The following is an 18,635-nucleotide window of genomic DNA, read 5'->3' as shown; positions in this document are numbered from 1 at the left end:
TAGATAAGCTGTCGTGTCTTGCCAAGCCACTTTACTGCGACTTACTTGGCAAATTCCTAATCAGCATAGCGCGGTGCATGTTATGACTTTTCGCTGCATCGGGAATGGCGATTTTGACGATAAAACCAGAGCCTGGTGCATCGTTTCTTGGTTGATCACCACTGTCGGTTAATTGATCAAGAGTGAAGGTGGTGTTGCCATCGGTCGTCATCAGTTCGAGTGAATCGCCAACCTCAAAGCGGTTTTTAACTTCGATGGTCAGGTATTCGTCATCCGAATGAGTGATTGCACCCACGAATTGCTGTGCCGTGCTGAGCGATGTGCCTCGTTCGTAGTTCTGATATTCGTCATGCACGTGGCGACGGAAGAAGCCTTCGGTGTAGCCGCGGTTGGACATGTGCTCAAGAGTGTCCATCAGGTTTTTATCGAAATGGCGACCTGCAACGGCATCATCAATTGCTTTGCGGTAGGCCTGGGCGGTCCGGGCGGCGTAGTAGTGAGATTTTGTACGGCCTTCGATTTTTAAAGAATGTACGCCTAGTTCAACCAGTTTCTCAATATGCTGAATGGCGCGTAAATCGCGGGAGTTCATGATGTAGGTGCCGTGCTCATCTTCAAACGCCGGCATGTATTCATTGTCGCGGTTGCCTTCCTGCAACAGGAATATTTTATCGGTTGTACCACCCTCGCCCAGAGTAGAGCTTTTATTGCTAACGATTTGGGTGCTTGGTTGACTCGGATCGAATTGTTCGACGTTGGCAGGAATGATGTCACCGCTGTCTGTTTCCTGAGCTTCATGGGCGTCGTATTTCCAGCGACAGGCGTTAGTGCAGGTGCCCTGGTTCGGATCGCGGTGGTTCATATAGCCAGATAGCAGGCAGCGACCGGAATAGGCGATACACAACGCACCATGAACAAACACTTCGATTTCCATTTCTGGGCAGCGTTGACGAATCTCAGCGATTTCATCCAGCGACAGTTCGCGCGACAGAATGATGCGACTGACGCCCTGGCGGCGCCAGAATTCGACAGAGGCGTAGTTAACGACGTTTGCCTGCACTGAAAGGTGTACCACCTGATCGGGCCACTTATCTTTTACCAGCATAATCAGACCAGGATCCGACATGATCAGAGCATCCGGATTCATGCCAATGACGGGCTCGATATCGCGCATGTAGGTATCGACTTTGCTATTGTGCGGCGCAATGTTGCTGGCGACATAGAATTGCTTGTCAAGACTGTGGGCGTAGTCGATGCCTTTTGCGAGGTTATCCAGAGTGAAATCGTTGTTTCTGACACGCAGGCTGTATCTCGGTTGGCCGGCGTAAACGGCATCGGCGCCGTAGGCAAATGCATATTCCATGTTCTGGAAAGTGCCAGCGGGAGAGAGAAGTTCAGGAGTAAAAACGGGCTTATTGGTCACTGCGGCCTCGGTATAACCATATAAAAAAGCCGGATTTTAAATTCCGGCGTCTCTGGCGTAAATGCGAAATCAGAAATTTATTGTGACAAGCCGTGAATTCGCCCTTGATTCGGTGCTCAATCCGCAGTTGGTGCTTTAACAATAGAAGTAGCAGGCGTTGGTTCGGTATGAGTTTTAGCCAATATGTGATTCAGCTCTTCAATGTTGTCCGTGGTATTTGAGCTGACTATGCGAAAACTATCCAGCTGAAAGATGGTTACTTTGCCTTCGGATTGAAGCCAGTCGCTGGTTTGTGTTCCGGATTCGTCCAGCCAGATGTCATACGGCTTTTCGCGCATTGCAGGGTAGGCAAACATACGTGCGATGATTCTTGGCATTCCGGAAACATTGGCGACATAAATGGCATCATGTTGTTTCAGGTAATCCTCAGGCTTACCTGCCAGCATTTCATCAATCACATCTTTGCTGTCCATATCATGGGCAAATAAAACAATGCGGATGTTGGATGATATTTTGACCGGCGTATCGTGCTGGGTTTTAAAACGAAGATGTTGCAGGGCAGTCTGGTCGGCGAATGCGGTTGGTAATGCCAGGGATATACATATTGCTATTACAAGTTGGGTAATCTTATTTGCCATAACCTTCTCCTTTTGAGGTAACGCCAGTCTATAGCGAAACAGTTTTCAAAAGGAGAGATAGGTCAATAAGGCGTTACATACCAAACAGGGAGGTATCGATCTGTTTGAGCAGATCAAAATAATCGCGGTTAACCGGCGTGGACTGTTGTTCCGCCAACACATCACTCAGGGCAGATTGAATATCGGACCAGTACTGTCGCATATCGTCGGTATGATCACTCAGCGACGCCATTTCCTGATACAAATCCTGGATGTTGCCATTCAGTAATGGGATGTCGTCACATTCCGGATCAAGGATGGCCTCAACACCAGAATACAGCGCTGAACAAACGAGCTCTGCAATGCGATAAGCGAGGTTGTCATCTTCCGGGAAATCGTTGCGCCACTCTGCAAACGCTGCGTGGAAGCGTTCGAGATTCGCCAGGGATTTCAGTTCACCTTTTAGATACGCATCAAGCTTATTGCTGAGCTTAACAAAAGGCTGGTCCTGATAATTCTGATGCTCACACCAGAACGTCAGGTGTGAGCGGTTTATGCGTGCAACAGCCGCGCACCAGGCGGCCCGTTGTATGGAGTTGGTAAGCGGTGCTGCAGCAGTCATTATTTACGAATAATCCCGTCTTTAGCGAAGTGTTGGGTACTGAAGAGTGCTGGTAGTGTCCAGGTGCTGCCTTTTGGCATCGAACCTTCCAGTCGCTCAATAAAGTCGTGTTGATTGGTCAGGCGAACAAAGCGTTGCTCCCCCGCCAGGTCGTTGGCGAAAAAGTCTTCCCAGTGACCCAGGATGAAATGCTGCGCCTGGGTGTTTTTAACAATTGATTCCGGGTAGTCATCCACCTGGGTGAATGCCGCAGGGCATAAAATTGCGATGTCGATTTCTTTGCCATCAGCCATTTGTGGTACCAGGCCACGAGGTTCGCTGCTGGCAGCGTCCTGGTAGAAGATGCGATGTGCGACGGTTTTATCGTCATCCAGAAAATCAATGATAAATGCCAGGGTCTGGCCTTCTTTCCAGCCAAATGCATGCCATGGCAGGTCACTCAGTGGTTCATCGTGTTCTCCGCCCATAAACTTAATGCCCATGATGTGGGGAGCATGACTGGCTTTGATCGGCATGATGCGCACTTTGCCACTTTGGCTGTAGATCCATTCACCTTCGCGATCAATGTCGCCCATTTTGTCGTTTAATGCATGGATGCGTTCTTTTTTCATCACCGGCGCCAATGTGTTCGCCATGGTGTTGGAACCATAAACGTGTGCTTTGCGAGCATGGCGGTCCATCACATAAGGTACATCCAGCAAGTGGTCGTAATGTGCGTGGCCAACCAGAATCATCTCAACATCGGAAACATCCGGGATAAACTCATCCACTTTTTCTTCATCAACTGACATAGGAAAGAACGGGCCGGCAAACATAAAGTGAGGGTTGCTGAACGAAGGGGCGGTCATAATGCGTGTACCTTTGTAGGACAGAATATGACCACCTACGCCAAGATACTGAATTGACAAAGAATCATCCGCCAGAGATTTAGACTGTGCTGTGTCTTCGTAAGCGGGGAGTTGCAGTTTGCTGGAGCACGCGGCGAGCGTCATCATGGCTGCCGCAGTAGCCATTTTCATTATTGAACGGAATGTCATGAGAACATACTTCTAATTGTAATTGGATGCCAGATTGTACTCTCTACTGTCGTTAAAGGACAATCTTGGATTGTTGTTATTGATATCTAACTTATTGTTTTTAAAGGTCAAATATTGAATCTTTGGAATGAAGTCAGGGTTATTTTGAATAATCATTAATGCAGTGGAATAGATTGTTATCCATACGACGCTAAGTCCCTGCGCAAACGGATATAAATCGAGTTTTACTTTTGAATATGAGTAGTGATCGAATAAAGGCGTTAAAACATATCGAAACAATACGCTACGAACTCTAACCCGAGGGTATTATTAGTTGGTTGGAATTTGAACATATATACGCTAAGGTCAGGATAGTTTTGAGTTCTGATGGATATATCCATGATTCAGATAACGCTGAAACATATCGACGACATTTTATTTGAAGGTGAAGCGCTGGAGCTGAGCCCCCTTGGTATATCCGTTAATATGCCCATTGATCAGGCGGAATGTTTTCGTGATGGTTCTGGTCGTTTTATTCGTTTTGATCTTGAACTTAATCTTCAGCCATATAAAAGCAAAGATCATATCTCCGGGCAGGGGATTATTAATTCCGTCCGGCGTGTATCTCAGAATCATTGCAGTGTTTCTATACGATTTGCCGATCTGGCTCAGGGTGGCTATCACCAGATTGCCCATCATCTCGCTTCAGAGCAGCCAGAGGCGCAGGCCGAACAATTGGTTGGCTAGATATATTCGTGTTTGATTAATCGGAATAACCAAAAGCCCGAATACTGGGTAATATCGCTTCTTCAGTAATTTTATTGTCCCTTCTTGATATTCGAGTCCTGCCGACCGGCGGCGTTAAATCAATCTGATTAAATTCTGGCAATATCTGATCGTTGTCATATGACGCGGGAATAAACAGTGGCAGCGGGCAATTCATCGCTTTTCGAACAATATTCTCGCCGCTTTTAAATACCAGGTTAGCGCGCATGGTCGGCGCTAGTGTCTGTACTTGTGCAAGTTGAGTGTTGGCGGATAAATTAGCCAGTGTTTGCAGTTGTGCCTGAATATGTGTTTTTTCCTCGCCTAAATCCAGTAGCAGCTCTTGTGCCTGCTGGTGCGATATCTTCTTTATTGAGCGACCATTGTTATACCAGCTGAAACCAATCTTGCTCGGTTTTTGTGAGAGTAGGGGAATATGACGATAGCTTTGTTTCAGATGCACTCTTTGCATGCCTGCAAAGATCAGGCTTGAGCGCAGCGATTGTGCCTGCGTGCCCAGTTCTTGCTGGCGTGAGTGCCATTGCTCAGCATCCAGGTTTTGCTTTTCCTGATTAACGGCAAGGCGAAAGCGATCCTTTTGTTGGTTTGTTTGCTCGATTAACCTTGTGGTGTGCTCGTCAGCCAGAATCAAGCCGTGGCGAGTCCGGGTTTCGCGGCCATCCTGATTGCCCTTGTACCACAGGTCCGTTAACAAATCGCAGGCATGTTGCAGCGAATCATCGCAGACTAACCGTTCGTTATCTGATAGTGGGAAGTAATGTCCGGGGCGGTTGTTGAGCAGATGATTCCTGAGTTGTTGTAGCAAATCGGTAAGTTGTCTGAACTCTTCAATCAGGTCGCTGATCAACGTTGATCTCCGGCGGTTGCGTCGCGTACGGCAAGTTTGGCGCGGATAAATTCGCTGTGTGGAATGTAGAGCAATTCTGATATGCGACGAATCATATGCTCTTCATACTTATCGAGTCCGTCACTGGCGTAGGCAACACGCCAGAGATTACAAAGCAAGGTGAACTTTTCATTAACGTCGCACTGAGCATGAATGACTTTGGTGAACTGCTGCAGGTCGTTCGATGCATCAGTTAACACAATCGCTTCTTTCATCAGGTTGGTCGCTTCCTGCGAAGACAATCCAAGAGAGCTTTGCAGAGCACCAACAAGAGCCTGTTTTTCGTGCTCATCAATCTCATGATCGGCACGCATGATCTCGACCAGTAACGCAGCGGATGCCAATGCCAGGCTGTGTTCGCTGCGTTGTGGTTGAGGCTGTTTGAACAGCTCGAAAAGAGAGTTAAGCATTCTTGGCGATCTGATTCAGTTTGTCTTCCAGAGTTTGCTGATCTGCTGCAAAACGGCGAATACCGTCGGACAGCTTCTCGCAAGCCATGGTGTCCTGATTCATTGCCCAGCGGAACTCGGCTTCGTTAATGCTGACCTTCTCGATACTGGTTGTGGCATTGTCAGCAGACAGTACCCGCGGCAGCGGATTCGGGTCTTTGCTGAGTTGTTCCAGTAAATCCGGACTGATGGTTAACTTATCGCAGCCAGCCAGTTGTTCGATTTCTCCGGTATTGCGGAAGCTGGCGCCCATAACCACCGTTTTATAACCATGCTGTTTGTAATAGTTATAAATCTGAGATACAGACTGAACGCCCGGGTCACGGCTACCTGAGTAGTCTTGTTCTGGTTGGTTAGCCTTATACCAGTCGAGAATGCGACCAACGAATGGAGAGATTAAAGTCACGCCGGCTTCGGCACAGGCAACAGCCTGGCTAAAGTTGAACAGCAATGTCAGGTTGCAGTGAATGCCCTCAGACTCAAGAATTCTGGCGGCCTGAATGCCTTCCCAGGTTGAGGCGATTTTAATCAGAATACGGTCTTTGCTGACGCCGGCATCATGATACATCTGAATCAGTTTGCGGGCTTTGGCGACGGTGGCATCACGGTCGAATGATAAGCGCGCATCAACTTCGGTAGAGATTAATCCGGGAATGATCTCCAGGATCTCACATCCTATGCTGACGGCGAGTTTATCACTGGCGTTAGCAACCAGGGATTCAGAGTTTTTGCATTGGCTTGCCCATTCAATCGCTTCTTTCAGAAGGGGTTGATAGGCATCCAGTTGCGCGGCCTTAAGAATAAGAGAAGGGTTGGTGGTTGCATCGACTGGCTGGTGTTGGCGAATGGCTTCAATATCGCCGGTGTCAGCCACGACTACCGTCATATCTCTCAGGGCGTCCAGTTTGCTCATGCTATTTCCTGAATCCTGTGTTAATAAATAAAAAGACAAAGCTTAGATTCTCTTAAGCAGCGACTCAGGTCAATGCGTTTGCAAGTCTCTTTGGTTAAAAAAAGTCAACTCAGACAATTACTTGGAGAAATATGATGAAAATGTTCAGTGCACTTTTTATTGTGCTTTTTAGTATGGCTGTATGGGCAGGTGATCCGGTATGGATCGATGTGCGCAGTGCCGGAGAATTCTCTGGTGGTCATATTGAAGGCGCGCACAATATCCCTCACAACGAGATCGTTGCGGGTGTTAAAGCACTTAAGCTTGATAAGGACGCAGAGGTTTTGCTCTATTGTCGCTCAGGTCGTCGTGCAACGTTTGCTTTGGAGCAGCTGCAACAGCAGGGTTACACCAATGTTAAAAACATTGGTGGTTTTGAAGATGCTCAGCGTTATGGTGGGCCGCTCTGATACGAAAAAGCAGCGCTGAGCCTATTCAACAAAGCTCAGTGCTGTTTCCATCACATCGATGCCAGATTCTTTTTTGAAAGCGTTTTCACTGAGGTGGCGACGGAACTGACGCGCACCTTTAATGCCGTTAAACAGTCCCAGCATATGTCGGCTGATGTAGTGCAGTGTGGCGCCACAGCTGAGTTGATCTTCAATATAGGGATAGAAGTCACGTACCGCCTGAATACGCCTTTCCAGAGAGTCAGCGTTCTCAATCGCTTCTTTACCGAAATAGCGTTCATCGGCCTGCATCAGAATGCCGGGGTTGTGGTACGCCTCGCGGCCCAGCATAACACCATCAACCTGCTTAAGATGTTGGTCACATTCTTCGTGGGTTTTAATGCCACCGTTAATAATGATTTCCAGCTCGGGAAATTCCTGTTTCAGCTGGTAAACCAGCGGGTATTGCAGCGGTGGAATATCGCGGTTTTCTTTTGGTGAAAGCCCCTGAAGAATCGCTTTGCGAGCATGCACGGTGAACGATTTGCAGCCGGTTTCAGCGACGGTAGCAACGAAGTCTCGCATATGTTCGTAACTGTCAATATCGTCGATGCCGATACGGTGCTTGATCGTTACTTCTATGTTGCAGGCATCCTGCATCGCCTTAATGCAGTCGGCCACCAGCTGCGGATGGGCCATCAGGCATGCGCCAATCATGTTGTTCTGAACCCGGTCGCTGGGGCAGCCAACGTTCAGATTGACTTCGTCATAACCCCATTCTTCTGCAAATTTTGCACATTGAGCCAACTCATCCGGGTTGGAGCCTCCTAGCTGAAGGGCGACCGGATGTTCGATATCGTTATATTGCAGGAAGCGTTCTCGATTGCCATGAATCAACGCTCCTGTGGTTACCATTTCGGTATACAACAGGGCTTCTTTGCTGAGTTGGCGCCAGAAAGCGCGGCAGTGTCTGTCGCTCCAGTCCATCATGGGAGCGGTACTGAAGCGGCGATTGATCTTTTTCATCGGTTAACGTCACCGCTGAGTAATTCATTACAGGCTTTCAGGTAACGACCGCGATTAACCAATAAGTGCCAGCGTTTGCCGCCGACCTGGCGCCATAGCATAGCCGCTCGAATACCCGCCAGTAGCAGGGTGCGAACGCGGTTGGCAGTGTGGTTGGTTTGCAGGTAGCTAGGGTTCCCGGTTACCCGGATGCGAAAGCTGAGGTTGCTCAGTGTTTGCTTGTACAGACCCGCCAGGGAGGCAATGGTGTTTTCGTGGGTGATACCAAAGTGATGCGCCTGGCGCTCAGCATCGTGAATGCCCTGGCCTAGAGTGTTCAGCATTTCCGGCGCTTTACTGAGCTTTTTCTCCAGGTGCAATAAGCTCAGAGCATAACGGGTGACATCCGGGCTAATGCCCTGGGGATCTTTGCCTGCAATGGCGCGGAGTTGCTTCAGGCCAATCGTCAGGCGAGTGCTGGCATCACCATAAATATCGTGAAAATGATCCGGGTTCTGGCAGAACAAACTTTCCAGCAATGGCTGGGAAGTCTCTTCCGGAATATCTCCGCTGCGAGCCAGCTGTTCCACCAGAGAAGCAGCCTGGAACACGGCAGCAAGTGCCGTGGCTTGCTCGTAGTTGCGGGTCATTGGAGTGTAGTTATTTTCTTTCATTGTCCCTGTCTGCTTAGCTGGCATTGCCGGTTTGTTCGATGACGCCGCCGCCAAGGCAAATTTCACCGAGATATAACACCAGAGATTGACCTGGAGTAACCGCTCGTTGCGGTTGGTCGAACTCAACCCGATAGCCACTTTCCGATTTATGGATGACGCAATCCTGATCGGCCTGGCGGTAACGTACCTTGGCTTTACAACGCAGTGGCAATTCCGGCTCGTCGTTGACCCAGTAGATTTCGGATGTCTTCAGCCAGTCTTTAAAAAGGCGAGGGTGGTTCTTGCCTTGTACGGCGATCAGAACGTTTCGCTCCAGGTCTTTATCGGCAACAAACCAAGGCTCTTCCGAGAATCCGTTTAAACCACCAATGCCTAAGCCCTGGCGTTGACCAAGGGTGTGGTACATCAGCCCCTGGTGTTCGCCAATATCGATTCCGTCTTCGGTTTCGATGCGCCCCGGTTGTGCTGGCAAATACTGTTGCAGGAAGTCCTTAAAGCGGCGTTCGCCAATAAAACAGATTCCGGTGGAGTCTTTTTTATTGTGAGTGATCAGGTTATTTTCTTCGGCAATGCGGCGGACTTCCGGCTTTTCCAGTTCGCCGACCGGAAACAGGGTCTTGGCAATTTCATCGCCACCGACCGCATGCAGGAAATAACTTTGGTCTTTATTGTTATCCAAACCTTTCAGCAGCTGAGTAATTTCACCGTTATCGCCGCGACGGACGTAGTGGCCGGTCGCAATCAGATCGGCCCCTAGTACCTGAGCGTATTCAAGGAATGCTTTAAATTTGATTTCGCGGTTGCACAGAATGTCAGGGTTTGGGGTGCGTCCGGCTTTATATTCCTCAAGGAAATGCTCAAACACGTTGTCCCAGTACTCGGCAGCAAAGTTGGCTTGGTGCAGTTTGATGCCCAGTGTGTCACACACTTGCTGTGCGTCGTTAAGGTCTTCTTTGGCGGTACAGTATTCGGTACCGTCATCTTCGTCCCAGTTTTTCATAAACAGACCTTCCACCTGATAGCCTTGCTGCAGCAGCAGGTAGGCTGAAACGGAAGAGTCGACACCGCCGGACATGCCAACGATGACTTTTGTTTCGGCTGGGTTAAGGTCAGCTAACTTGGTCATTTCGCTTGGATGCTTTTGTTAAGTTGTTAATGTAAGTTTTTGATATTAAACAAAAACTGTTTTGTGAGCAGGGCGGGCCGATCAAGGATGCTCGACGATAATTTCCAGAGGAAATTGCCGCCCTGCGAGATAATCTTCTACGCAGGTTAATACCATGTCAGATCTGAGGTTGGGGCTGTTGCGCAATTCTTCAATGGTCATCCAACGCGGTCCGATGATGCCATCATCTAACACCGCGTTCTCAATCGCTTCACCGGCTTGCGCGGCGAAGCAGTAACGGTGATAAGTAACTCCGTTGCTTGGCGCGGTGTAGGTGTAGAGACCAATCAAATTCTGGGGCTCAGCCGTCCAGCCGGTTTCTTCTAAAGTTTCTCGACGAGCGGCATCAAGAATGGACTCGCCTTTTTCAACGTGGCCAGCTGGTTGGTTGATCACGGTTTTGCCTGAACTGACTTCCTCTACCATCAGGAAGCGGCCATCTTGCTCGATGACGGTGGCAACCGTGGCGTGTGGGGTCCAGCGTTCAGACATACGAATAACCTATCAGATTCAAAGGGTATAAAAAGGCGGAGAGTCTACATAAGACGCAGATGTTGCTCAAATTGAATCAGCGTTTTGGTTTCCTGTCGTGCTTGTGATTGTGACGTTGTTGGCGTTTGCCGGGCATTGAGCGTTTGGCCGTTGGTTTGGTTTCTGGCATGTGAACCGAGAGAGAACGGCTTTCTCCTGGTTGTAGTTTATCCAGTGACCAGTTGCCGATAGCAGCTCGAATAAGTCGCAGAGTCGGGAAGCCAATGTGTGCCGTCATTCGACGGACCTGGCGATTTCTGCCTTCGCTGATTTTTATTTCCAGCCACTGTGTGATGTCGTTCTGGCGTTGCCGTATCGGCGGATTACGCTGCCAAATGTCCGGTTCGTCTATCTTTCTGACTTTCGCTGGGCGGGTTGGTCCGTCTTTTAACGTAACCCCCTGGCGCAATGCATCGAGCGCTGCTTCGTCAGGATTGCCCTCAACCTGTACCCAGTAGGTTTTTTCCATTTTGAATTTCGGGCTTGAGATTTGCGCTTGCAGCTGGCCGTTATCGGTAAGCAATAGTAACCCTTCTGAGTCATAGTCCAGTCGGCCTGCCGGATATACATTTGTTTGAGAAATATGCGCTTTCAGCGTGCAGCGTCCTTCAGAGTCACTAAACTGAGACAGAACATTAAAAGGTTTGTTAAGCAGGATCAGGTTTGCCATAGATGTGTAAGAAAACTACTAATTCTTTCGTCTAGCTTGCAATTTTTGTAGAAAAACTACAAATTAGCGCCCGGAATATCAGTGAATGAACCAAATGAGACGTTTATTTGTCTGATTATGACTCGTCAGACACACGATTGGCGAGTTCTTAAGGGCGATTCAACCGAAACCTGGCTGCCACAAGCAACCTATTTGTTGAGCCCTCGCGATACAGCACAAGCAAAATGCTATAGGAGTAAAGATGTCGACAAACACACCGAAAATAATCTACACCGAGACCGACGAGGCGCCAGCGCTGGCGACGTATTCTTTATTACCTATCGTTAAAGCGTTCACCCAGTCTGCCGGAATCGAAGTAGAAACTCGCGACATCTCATTATCAGGTCGACTGATTGCGACCATGGGTGAATACCTGAATGAAGATCAGCGCATTGCTGATGCACTGGCTGAGCTGGGTGATCTGGCTAAGACTCCAGAAGCTAACATTATTAAATTACCTAATATCAGTGCTTCTATTCCTCAGATGAAAGATGCACTGAAAGAGCTTCGTGCCAAAGGCTATGCTTTCCCGAAGTACCCGGATGAGCCTCAGAACGAAGAAGAAGTTAAAATCAAAGCCTTGTATGACAAGGTAAAAGGCAGTGCGGTGAATCCGGTTCTGCGTGAAGGTAACTCAGACCGTCGTGCGCCGGGTGCTGTTAAGGCATACGCACGTAAGAACCCACACTCAATGGGTGAATGGTCAGCAGATTCAAAGACTCATGTTGCTCATATGGAATCTGGCGATTTTTATGGCAGTGAAAAGTCTGTAACCGTTGCTGGTGATACCACAGTACGCATCGAATTTGCCGATGCCGAAGGCAATACCCAGGTGCTGAAGGAAAAAACAGCGTTGCTGGCTGGTGAAGTTATTGATGCTTCAGTAATGAGCCGTCAGGCGCTGCGTGATTTTCTTGCCGCTCAGATTGAAGACTGCAAAGAACAGGGCCTGTTGCTGTCTCTGCATTTAAAAGCAACCATGATGAAGGTGTCCGATCCGATCATCTTTGGTCACGCTGTTGATGTGTTCTTCCGTGAGCTGTACGCCGAATTTGCCGAAGATTTTGCTTCGGTAAGCATTAATCCAAATAATGGTTTTGGTGATGTAGTTAATAAAATGGACCGTCTGCCTGAAGATAAGCAGAAAGCGATCCAGGCTAAAATCGACGAAATCTTTGCTGCACGCACTAAAGTTGCAATGGTTGATTCTGATAAGGGCATTACCAACCTGCACGTTCCAAACGACGTGATTGTTGATGCTTCTATGCCTGCCTTAATTCGTAACTCGGGTAAGGCCTGGGATGAGAATGGCGGTTTGGCAGATACCAAGGCGATTATCCCTGATCGTTGTTATGCAGGTGTTTATCAGGAAACCATCGATTTCTGTAAAAAGAACGGTGCATTTGATCCGACGACTATGGGTACCGTACCAAATGTCGGCTTAATGGCTCAGAAAGCCGAAGAGTACGGTTCTCACGATAAAACGTTCGAAGTGCCGGCAAACGGAACTATGTCCGTGATCGATTCTGACGGAAATGTACTGCTGCAGCATTCTGTGGAGCAGGGTGATATCTGGCGTATGTGCCAGGCGAAGGACGCTCCGATTCAGGATTGGATTAAGCTGGCTGTTAAGCGCGCGCGAATCACTAAGACTCCGGCTATTTTCTGGCTGGATAAGAATCGTGCACACGATGCACAGTTAATTGCAAAAGTAGAGAAATACCTGCCAGGGCATGATACTGACGGCCTTGATATCCGTATTATGGCGCCGGAAGAAGCGACGCGTTTCTCCCTTGAGCGTATTAAGAATGGCGAAGACACCATTTCTGTCACCGGTAACGTTTTGCGTGATTACCTGACAGACCTGTTCCCTATTATGGAACTGGGTACCAGTGCCAAAATGCTTTCGATTGTGCCTCTGATGAACGGCGGCGGCTTGTTTGAGACTGGCGCTGGCGGTTCTGCGCCTAAGCACGTTCAGCAGCTGTTGGAAGAAGATTTCCTGCGTTGGGATTCTCTGGGTGAGTTTATGGCTCTGGCAGCATCGCTGGAGCATCTTGCTGATCAAACTGGTAATGAGCGTGCTCAGGTTCTGGCCAAGGCCCTGGACGACGCGACAGGCAAGCTGCTTGACGAAAACAAATCACCTGAGCGTAAAGTGGGTGGTCTGGACAATCGCGGTAGTCATTTCTTCATCGCTAAGTTCTGGGCTGAGGCTTTGGCTGAGCAAAATGAAGACGAGGCACTGAAAACTTGTTTCGGTCCTGTTGCTCAATCCTTTGCTGACAAAGAAGACAAAGTGATTGCTGAGCTGACTGAAGTTCAAGGTAAGGCTGTGGAGATCGGTGGTTACTATCGCCCAGACCCACAGCTGGCAGAAAAAGCGATGCGTCCGAGTGCAACGTTAAATGAGTTGGTGGCAAATATTCACTGCTAAGCAGCGAATGTCAGCCATAAAAAAACCGCCAAATGGCGGTTTTTTTATGGCTGTCTGTTGAGGGTTAAGCCTCTTCCAGTTGTGGGCTTTCTTCTATTACGGTATTGGATTCAGACTCCAGAGCGCGAATGTTGATCGCGTGGGTGCCTTTGTCGCTGGGTTTTGTGTCGAACTGGACGGCCTGGCCAGCCTTGAGAGTGCGGTAGCCATCCATCTGGATGGTCGAGTAATGAGCAAAGAGATCTTCATTACTGTCATCCGCCAGAATAAAGCCATAGCCCTTTGCATTGTTGAACCATTTTACTGTCCCTGTTTTCATCCTGAACCTCCTTTGCAAGCCTTTAAAACCGGGCATTTATTACCAAGAGGTTATTTGGAGTGTCACCGTCCTGGCGTTTTTTGTAACCCTACGCGCCACTCCAGATTTCGTCAAGTATTCGGCACAGATTGTTTCTGCGGGATCAGCTTGTTTCAGTGGTTGGAGCGTTGTGTGTGGCAGAGTATCATAAGCCTTTATCCACCATTTACAGACCTCCATGCTTCATAACCCTAAATCTCAACTAGAATTACATAATGATGAACCGGATTACGGCGACGAAGGTAACGTAGCTTTTGAGACGGCAAAGCCGGAACTTAAGCGTCCTTCGATGTACAGCGTCATTATGATGAATGACGATTACACGCCGATGGAATTTGTGGTCGAAGTTTTGCAGAGCTTTTTTAACAAGGGTTCTGAGGAAGCGACCCAGATCATGCTCACCGTCCATAACAAGGGCAGTGCTGTATGTGCAATCTACACGCGTGATATTGCTGAAACTAAAGCCGCTTTAGTGAATCAATATGCAAGAGACTGCCAGCATCCGCTGATGTGTGAAATTGCACCGGTAGAAGATTAACGCTTAGGAGGCGCTATGCTGAATCGTGAGTTAGAGCAAACACTGAATGAAGCGTTCAAGGAAGCTCGCACCAAACGTCATGAGTTTATGACGGTAGAGCACTTGTTGCTGGCTCTGCTCGACAATGACGCTGCAGGACGGGTTCTTGAAGCCTGTGGTGCGGATGTTATCAAACTGCGAAAAGACCTGCAGGAGTTTGTCGACTCTACAACCCCATTGATTCCGGAGTCTGATCTGGAGCGAGAAACTCAGCCAACACTTGGATTTCAGAGAGTGCTGCAGCGTGCAGTATTCCATGTTCAGTCTTCCGGGAAGTCTGAGGTTACTGGCGCTAATGTGCTGGTCGCTATATTCAGTGAGCAGGAAAGTCAGGCTGTGTATTTCCTGAAGCAGCAGAATATCGCTCGTATCGATGTTGTGAATTATATCTCCCACGGTATTTCTAAAGTATCGGGGCCGGAAGAAAGCTCCGACCAGATGGCTGAGTCGCCAGAAGAAGAGGGCGAAAGCAGCGGCAAAAACGCGCTGGAAGGTTACGCTACGAATCTCAATAAGGTAGCGAAAGAAGGCAAAATCGATCCGCTGATTGGGCGGGACTTCGAGGTTGGACGCCTGGTGCAGATTCTTGCACGCCGTCGTAAAAATAACCCGCTGTTGGTTGGTGATTCCGGTGTTGGCAAAACGGCCATTGTGGAAGGTCTTGCTAAGCGTATTGTTGATCAGGATGTGCCGGAAGTTATCAAGGATGCTGTAGTTTATAGCCTGGATATGGGTGCGTTGCTGGCCGGAACCAAATACCGCGGCGATTTTGAAAAACGCTTTAAAGCCCTGCTGGCTGAGCTTAAGAAACAGCCTCACGGCATACTGTTTATCGATGAAATCCACACGATTATTGGTGCAGGTGCGGCATCGGGTGGTGTTATGGATGCCAGTAATCTGCTTAAACCACTGCTCAGTTCCGGTGAGATCCGTTGCGTAGGGTCGACAACTTTTACCGAGTTTCGTGGCATTTTTGAGAAAGATAGTGCTCTGACGCGGCGCTTTCAGAAAATCGATGTCGCTCAGCCTTCTGTAGATGACACTTATAAGATCCTTAAAGGGCTGAAGTCGCGTTTTGAGGAGCATCATGCAATTCGCTACACAGATAAAGCGCTGAAGGCGGCGGCAGAATTAGCAGATCGCTACATTAATGATCGCAATCAGCCTGATAAGGCGATTGATGTTATTGATGAGGTGGGTGCTCAGCAGCATTTGTTACCGCAGAGCAAGCGCAAAAAGGTTATTGGTGTTGGAGAGATTGAACAGGTTGTTGCTTCGATTGCCCGTATTCCACCAAAATCTGTGTCGGCATCGGATAAAGAATTGTTGTTTAAGCTCGAAGATAAGTTATCCATGGTGGTGTTTGGCCAGGATGAAGCGATTCAAAGCTTGTCTACCGCCGTTAAAATGTCGCGCGCTGGTCTGAATTCTCCGGAAAAGCCTATTGGCTCCTTCCTGTTTTCAGGTCCGACCGGTGTTGGTAAGACCGAAGTCTCAAAACAGCTTGCGTCTGTTATGGGGATGGAATTGGTTCGTTTCGATATGTCGGAATATATGGAGCGCCATACGGTATCGCGCCTGATTGGTGCGCCTCCTGGTTACGTCGGTTATGACCAGGGTGGTTTGTTAACGGAAGCGGTGAACAAAAACCCTCATTGTGTGCTGCTGCTTGATGAAATCGAGAAGGCTCACCCAGAGGTGTTTAACATCTTGCTGCAGGTGATGGATCATGGCACGTTGACCGATAACAATGGTCGCAAGACTGATTTCCGCAATGTAATTCTGATTATGACGACCAATGCAGGAGCTCAGATGATGAGCCGTAACAGCATTGGCTTTACTCATCAGGACCATTCGACGGATGGTGCTGAAGAGTTGAAGAAAGTCTTCACGCCGGAGTTTCGCAATCGCCTGGACTCTGTGATTCAGTTTGCTCCTTTGTCAAAAGATACGATTCTGCATGTCGTTGATAAGTTTATAACGGAGCTGCAGGGTCAATTGGATGAGAAGCGTGTCATGTTAAATGTATCTGAAGAAGCTAAGCAGTGGCTTGGTGAGCACGGATACGATGAAAAAATGGGCGCTCGTCCAATGAATCGTCTGGTTCAGGATAAAATCAAGAAACCGCTTGCAGAGAAGATTCTGTTTGGTGATCTGGCTGATCACGGTGGAGAGGTTGATATCCTGGTAGAGGACGGGGATATTGCGATTGAGTTGGTGGAGGAGGTTCCTGCTTAACGGAACTTTACTTCGTTTGCCTCTGGAGTTCAGAGGCAAACGTCGAGCCTGAATTAACGGGCTCGGTAGGTGATGCGGCCTTTGCTCAGGTCGTATGGCGTTAATTCCACTTTCACCTTGTCGCCGGTCAGGATGCGGATGTAGTTTTTACGCATCTTGCCTGAAATATGAGCAGTAACTACGTGTCCGTTTTCCAGTTTTACACGGAACATAGTGTTTGGAAGGGTATCGATTACTTCGCCTTCCATTTCAATGTGATCATCTTTTGCCATTCGTCACCTGTTTAGACGCTGAGCTTATGCCCGCTTGGTTAGTACAACACCTACTTGGTTAGTGCAGTGCGCGCGCATTCTGCCTCAATTCTCTGTAAAAGCAAAGGGCTATCTCTGAATCGCCTGCCACTCGTCATCAATTAGCGCTTCCAGTGGCGAAAATTGGCTTTTGTAAGCCATCTTTTGGCAGCCATCTACCTGATATCCCAGATAATTGTACGGCAGCCCAAGTTGATTACTTATCGTGGAAAGCGATAGTATCAGAAACATTGCCGGGGAGCGTTTTGATTGATCGGGATCGAAAAAACAGTAGACCGACGAAAGTCCGTCATCAAGCTGATCGAAAACCAGCGCACCCAGTAGGTGGTTGTCTTTGTAGGCACATAAAAAACGGGTTGTGCCAAAGTCTTCAAGCAGGAATCCCTGATACTGATCAAAGGACGGCGGGAACATGTCACCGTCAGAATGGCGCTGAATAATGTAGTTTTCGTAGATCGGGTAGTGAAGGGCACCGTCGACCGGGCTTTCGACTCTCAGTTCCAGATCTCGATTGCGTTTCATGATGCGTTTTTGGGAGCGACTGAAATTCAGATCGTCGGTAAGTATTCGCAGCGGGGTGCAGGCGTTGCAGTTTGGGCACTCTGGGCGGTAAACAACTTTGCCGCTCCGGCGAAAACCATTTTGATTAAGAAGTGACAGTTCTTCTTGGCTCAGATCTATTCTTGGATCGACATATAAGCTACGTGAGCGAAACTGAGGCAGATACGAACACGTATGGCTCTCGTGTGGCAGAAAGACGCGTATCTGTTTCATTGCTTGTACTTCGCTATATCGATAACGGTTGGTAGCTTCAAGCTGGTTGCAAGTTGAGTGTGCTGCTGAAGAAGTGTTTCAAAATGGTGTCGATCAATTTCCTGAGCGCCAAATTGGGCCAGATGATCGGTGTGCATCTGGCAGTCGATTAGTTGGATGCCTGCGTTAAACAAAGCAGGTGCAGCAACTGCGAAGGCTATTTTTGAGGCATTGGGTTCTCTGGAGAACATCGATTCGCCAAAAAATACCGCACCTTTTACAACACCATAACAGCCGCCTATCAATTCGCCGTCGCAACTCCAATGTTCAATACTCAGGGCGCGGCCGTTCAGCCTGAGTTGCTTGTAGTGATGCAGGATGTCTTCGTCGATCCAGGTTCCTTGCTGATAATCTCTGGGCTCTGCGCAACTATCGATAACCTGATCGAATGCCTGGTTAAGGGTGATTGTTTGTTTATTAAGGCGTTTAATCAGTTTGCGTACCGTTCTTGAGATGCGGAATGAGTCTCGGGTAATCACCGCCCGGGGTGCTGGAGACCACCATAACCGAACTTCGTCAGGGTCATTCCAGGGGAACACGCCATTGCGGTATGCCTCATCAAGCCATAGCGGTGACAAGCAGCCGCCGGCGGCCAACAGACCGTTGGGATCATTCAGTGCCTGGCTGGTCTTTGGGAATTTCGGCGGTTGTGTGTCATCCAACCAATCAATCATGTA

Annotated in this window: 21 protein-coding genes; 5 read left to right on the top strand and 16 right to left on the bottom strand. The window is 48.6% G+C overall.

Annotated features, from left to right (window positions below; all coding sequences use genetic code 11):
* Window positions 1–31 precede the first annotated feature (31 nt).
* The 4 genes from yegQ to ACOQOZ_RS04165 form a co-directional block, all read right to left on the bottom strand.
* Complete coding sequence (gene yegQ / locus ACOQOZ_RS04180; protein ID WP_420591022.1) at window positions 32–1,423, bottom strand: tRNA 5-hydroxyuridine modification protein YegQ; 1,392 nt, start codon at window positions 1,421–1,423, stop codon at window positions 32–34.
* Between the two features lie 116 nt (window positions 1,424–1,539).
* Window positions 1,540–2,061 carry a hypothetical protein gene (locus ACOQOZ_RS04175; RefSeq protein ID WP_420591021.1) on the bottom strand — a complete coding sequence of 174 codons (522 nt, stop codon included), beginning with the start codon at window positions 2,059–2,061 and terminating at the stop codon, window positions 1,540–1,542.
* 73 nt (window positions 2,062–2,134) lie between these two features.
* Window positions 2,135–2,662 (bottom strand): hypothetical protein, encoded by a 528-nt coding sequence (locus tag ACOQOZ_RS04170; RefSeq protein WP_420591020.1) that lies wholly within the window; start codon window positions 2,660–2,662, stop codon window positions 2,135–2,137.
* A complete protein-coding gene (locus ACOQOZ_RS04165) occupies window positions 2,662–3,699 on the bottom strand; it encodes an MBL fold metallo-hydrolase (RefSeq protein WP_420591019.1) in 1,038 nt (345 codons plus the stop codon). The genes ACOQOZ_RS04170 and ACOQOZ_RS04165 overlap by 1 nt, the downstream gene beginning before the upstream one ends.
* A gap of 378 nt (window positions 3,700–4,077) precedes the next feature.
* Between ACOQOZ_RS04165 and ACOQOZ_RS04160 the strand changes: the two genes are divergently transcribed.
* Window positions 4,078–4,425, top strand: coding sequence for a hypothetical protein (locus tag ACOQOZ_RS04160; RefSeq protein WP_420591018.1), 348 nt, complete (start codon window positions 4,078–4,080; stop codon window positions 4,423–4,425).
* Window positions 4,426–4,441: 16 nt separating this feature from the next.
* Here the strand turns inward: ACOQOZ_RS04160 and ACOQOZ_RS04155 are convergent, their stop codons facing one another.
* Genes ACOQOZ_RS04155 through tal form a run of 3 tightly spaced genes read right to left on the bottom strand, consistent with a single transcriptional unit; the run spans window position 4,442 to window position 6,712 of the window.
* Entirely contained in the window at window positions 4,442–5,311 is an 870-nt protein-coding gene (locus ACOQOZ_RS04155; RefSeq protein WP_420591017.1) for a DNA replication terminus site-binding protein, read from the bottom strand.
* Window positions 5,308–5,760 carry a TerB family tellurite resistance protein gene (locus tag ACOQOZ_RS04150; RefSeq protein ID WP_420591016.1) on the bottom strand — a complete coding sequence of 151 codons (453 nt, stop codon included), beginning with the start codon at window positions 5,758–5,760 and terminating at the stop codon, window positions 5,308–5,310. Before ACOQOZ_RS04150 ends, ACOQOZ_RS04155 begins: the two co-directional genes overlap by 4 nt.
* On the bottom strand, window positions 5,753–6,712 hold the full coding sequence (gene tal / locus ACOQOZ_RS04145; protein ID WP_420591015.1) for a transaldolase: 960 nt from the start codon (window positions 6,710–6,712) through the stop codon (window positions 5,753–5,755). The genes ACOQOZ_RS04150 and tal overlap by 8 nt, the downstream gene beginning before the upstream one ends.
* Window positions 6,713–6,885: 173 nt before the next feature.
* Between tal and ACOQOZ_RS04140 the strand changes: the two genes are divergently transcribed.
* Window positions 6,886–7,161, top strand: coding sequence for a rhodanese-like domain-containing protein (locus ACOQOZ_RS04140; protein WP_420591014.1), 276 nt, complete (start codon window positions 6,886–6,888; stop codon window positions 7,159–7,161).
* Window positions 7,162–7,182: 21 nt separating this feature from the next.
* Here the strand turns inward: ACOQOZ_RS04140 and dusA are convergent, their stop codons facing one another.
* From dusA to ACOQOZ_RS04115, 5 genes are all read right to left on the bottom strand, one after another.
* Window positions 7,183–8,166 (bottom strand): tRNA dihydrouridine(20/20a) synthase DusA, encoded by a 984-nt coding sequence (gene dusA / locus ACOQOZ_RS04135; RefSeq protein WP_420591013.1) that lies wholly within the window; start codon window positions 8,164–8,166, stop codon window positions 7,183–7,185.
* A complete protein-coding gene (gene hflD / locus ACOQOZ_RS04130; protein WP_420591012.1) occupies window positions 8,163–8,819 on the bottom strand; it encodes a high frequency lysogenization protein HflD in 657 nt (218 codons plus the stop codon). The genes dusA and hflD overlap by 4 nt, the downstream gene beginning before the upstream one ends.
* 13 nt (window positions 8,820–8,832) lie before the next feature.
* A complete protein-coding gene (gene mnmA, locus ACOQOZ_RS04125) occupies window positions 8,833–9,945 on the bottom strand; it encodes a tRNA 2-thiouridine(34) synthase MnmA (protein WP_420591011.1) in 1,113 nt (370 codons plus the stop codon).
* Window positions 9,946–10,026: 81 nt separating this feature from the next.
* The gene (locus tag ACOQOZ_RS04120; RefSeq protein ID WP_420591010.1) at window positions 10,027–10,476 is read right to left on the bottom strand and encodes an NUDIX hydrolase; all 450 of its coding nucleotides are present in this window, start codon (window positions 10,474–10,476) and stop codon (window positions 10,027–10,029) included.
* Between the two features lie 76 nt (window positions 10,477–10,552).
* On the bottom strand, window positions 10,553–11,185 hold the full coding sequence (locus ACOQOZ_RS04115; RefSeq protein WP_420591009.1) for a pseudouridine synthase: 633 nt from the start codon (window positions 11,183–11,185) through the stop codon (window positions 10,553–10,555).
* 241 nt (window positions 11,186–11,426) lie between these two features.
* Between ACOQOZ_RS04115 and ACOQOZ_RS04110 the strand changes: the two genes are divergently transcribed.
* Window positions 11,427–13,661 carry an NADP-dependent isocitrate dehydrogenase gene (locus ACOQOZ_RS04110; RefSeq protein ID WP_420591008.1) on the top strand — a complete coding sequence of 745 codons (2,235 nt, stop codon included), beginning with the start codon at window positions 11,427–11,429 and terminating at the stop codon, window positions 13,659–13,661.
* A 64-nt stretch (window positions 13,662–13,725) separates the two neighbouring features.
* On the opposite strand, the gene cspD is transcribed toward ACOQOZ_RS04110, so the two are convergent.
* Entirely contained in the window at window positions 13,726–13,980 is a 255-nt protein-coding gene (gene cspD, locus ACOQOZ_RS04105; protein ID WP_420591007.1) for a cold shock domain-containing protein CspD, read from the bottom strand.
* Between the two features lie 217 nt (window positions 13,981–14,197).
* Between cspD and clpS the strand changes: the two genes are divergently transcribed.
* Window positions 14,198–14,557 (top strand): ATP-dependent Clp protease adapter ClpS, encoded by a 360-nt coding sequence (gene clpS, locus ACOQOZ_RS04100; RefSeq protein ID WP_420591006.1) that lies wholly within the window; start codon window positions 14,198–14,200, stop codon window positions 14,555–14,557.
* Between the two features lie 15 nt (window positions 14,558–14,572).
* Window positions 14,573–16,834, top strand: a complete 2,262-nt coding sequence (gene clpA / locus ACOQOZ_RS04095) for an ATP-dependent Clp protease ATP-binding subunit ClpA (protein WP_420591005.1) — start codon at window positions 14,573–14,575, stop codon at window positions 16,832–16,834.
* A 53-nt stretch (window positions 16,835–16,887) separates the two neighbouring features.
* Here the strand turns inward: clpA and infA are convergent, their stop codons facing one another.
* From infA to aat, 3 genes are all read right to left on the bottom strand, one after another.
* Entirely contained in the window at window positions 16,888–17,106 is a 219-nt protein-coding gene (infA, locus tag ACOQOZ_RS04090) for a translation initiation factor IF-1 (RefSeq protein ID WP_028292799.1), read from the bottom strand.
* Window positions 17,107–17,214: 108 nt separating this feature from the next.
* Complete coding sequence (locus ACOQOZ_RS04085) at window positions 17,215–17,919, bottom strand: arginyltransferase (RefSeq protein ID WP_420591004.1); 705 nt, start codon at window positions 17,917–17,919, stop codon at window positions 17,215–17,217.
* Window positions 17,916–18,632, bottom strand: a complete 717-nt coding sequence (gene aat, locus ACOQOZ_RS04080; RefSeq protein WP_420591003.1) for a leucyl/phenylalanyl-tRNA--protein transferase — start codon at window positions 18,630–18,632, stop codon at window positions 17,916–17,918. The genes ACOQOZ_RS04085 and aat overlap by 4 nt, the downstream gene beginning before the upstream one ends.
* Window positions 18,633–18,635 lie beyond the last annotated feature (3 nt).

It is taken from the genome of Bacterioplanoides sp., from assembly GCF_965219715.1.
Classification (GTDB): domain Bacteria; phylum Pseudomonadota; class Gammaproteobacteria; order Pseudomonadales; family Oceanobacteraceae; genus Bacterioplanoides.
This window is presented reverse-complemented; position numbering and strand designations above follow the sequence as displayed.

Excerpts from the sequence above, each read along its gene's own strand:
- ACOQOZ_RS04175 (WP_420591021.1), bottom strand. The coding sequence starts at position 2,061 with ATGGCAAATAAGATTACCCAACTTGTAATAGCAATATGTATATCCCTG.
- ACOQOZ_RS04170 (WP_420591020.1), bottom strand. The coding sequence starts at position 2,662 with ATGACTGCTGCAGCACCGCTTACCAACTCCATACAACGGGCCGCCTGG.
- ACOQOZ_RS04165 (WP_420591019.1), bottom strand. The coding sequence starts at position 3,699 with ATGACATTCCGTTCAATAATGAAAATGGCTACTGCGGCAGCCATGATG.
- ACOQOZ_RS04160 (WP_420591018.1), top strand. The coding sequence starts at position 4,078 with ATGATTCAGATAACGCTGAAACATATCGACGACATTTTATTTGAAGGT.
- ACOQOZ_RS04150 (WP_420591016.1), bottom strand. The coding sequence starts at position 5,760 with ATGCTTAACTCTCTTTTCGAGCTGTTCAAACAGCCTCAACCACAACGC.
- tal (WP_420591015.1), bottom strand. The coding sequence starts at position 6,712 with ATGAGCAAACTGGACGCCCTGAGAGATATGACGGTAGTCGTGGCTGAC.
- ACOQOZ_RS04140 (WP_420591014.1), top strand. The coding sequence starts at position 6,886 with ATGGCTGTATGGGCAGGTGATCCGGTATGGATCGATGTGCGCAGTGCC.
- dusA (WP_420591013.1), bottom strand. The coding sequence starts at position 8,166 with ATGAAAAAGATCAATCGCCGCTTCAGTACCGCTCCCATGATGGACTGG.
- hflD (WP_420591012.1), bottom strand. The coding sequence starts at position 8,819 with ATGAAAGAAAATAACTACACTCCAATGACCCGCAACTACGAGCAAGCC.
- mnmA (WP_420591011.1), bottom strand. The coding sequence starts at position 9,945 with ATGACCAAGTTAGCTGACCTTAACCCAGCCGAAACAAAAGTCATCGTT.
- ACOQOZ_RS04120 (WP_420591010.1), bottom strand. The coding sequence starts at position 10,476 with ATGTCTGAACGCTGGACCCCACACGCCACGGTTGCCACCGTCATCGAG.
- ACOQOZ_RS04115 (WP_420591009.1), bottom strand. The coding sequence starts at position 11,185 with ATGGCAAACCTGATCCTGCTTAACAAACCTTTTAATGTTCTGTCTCAG.
- ACOQOZ_RS04110 (WP_420591008.1), top strand. The coding sequence starts at position 11,427 with ATGTCGACAAACACACCGAAAATAATCTACACCGAGACCGACGAGGCG.
- cspD (WP_420591007.1), bottom strand. The coding sequence starts at position 13,980 with ATGAAAACAGGGACAGTAAAATGGTTCAACAATGCAAAGGGCTATGGC.
- clpS (WP_420591006.1), top strand. The coding sequence starts at position 14,198 with ATGCTTCATAACCCTAAATCTCAACTAGAATTACATAATGATGAACCG.
- clpA (WP_420591005.1), top strand. The coding sequence starts at position 14,573 with ATGCTGAATCGTGAGTTAGAGCAAACACTGAATGAAGCGTTCAAGGAA.
- infA (WP_028292799.1), bottom strand. The coding sequence starts at position 17,106 with ATGGCAAAAGATGATCACATTGAAATGGAAGGCGAAGTAATCGATACC.
- ACOQOZ_RS04085 (WP_420591004.1), bottom strand. The coding sequence starts at position 17,919 with ATGAAACAGATACGCGTCTTTCTGCCACACGAGAGCCATACGTGTTCG.
- aat (WP_420591003.1), bottom strand. The coding sequence starts at position 18,632 with ATGATTGATTGGTTGGATGACACACAACCGCCGAAATTCCCAAAGACC.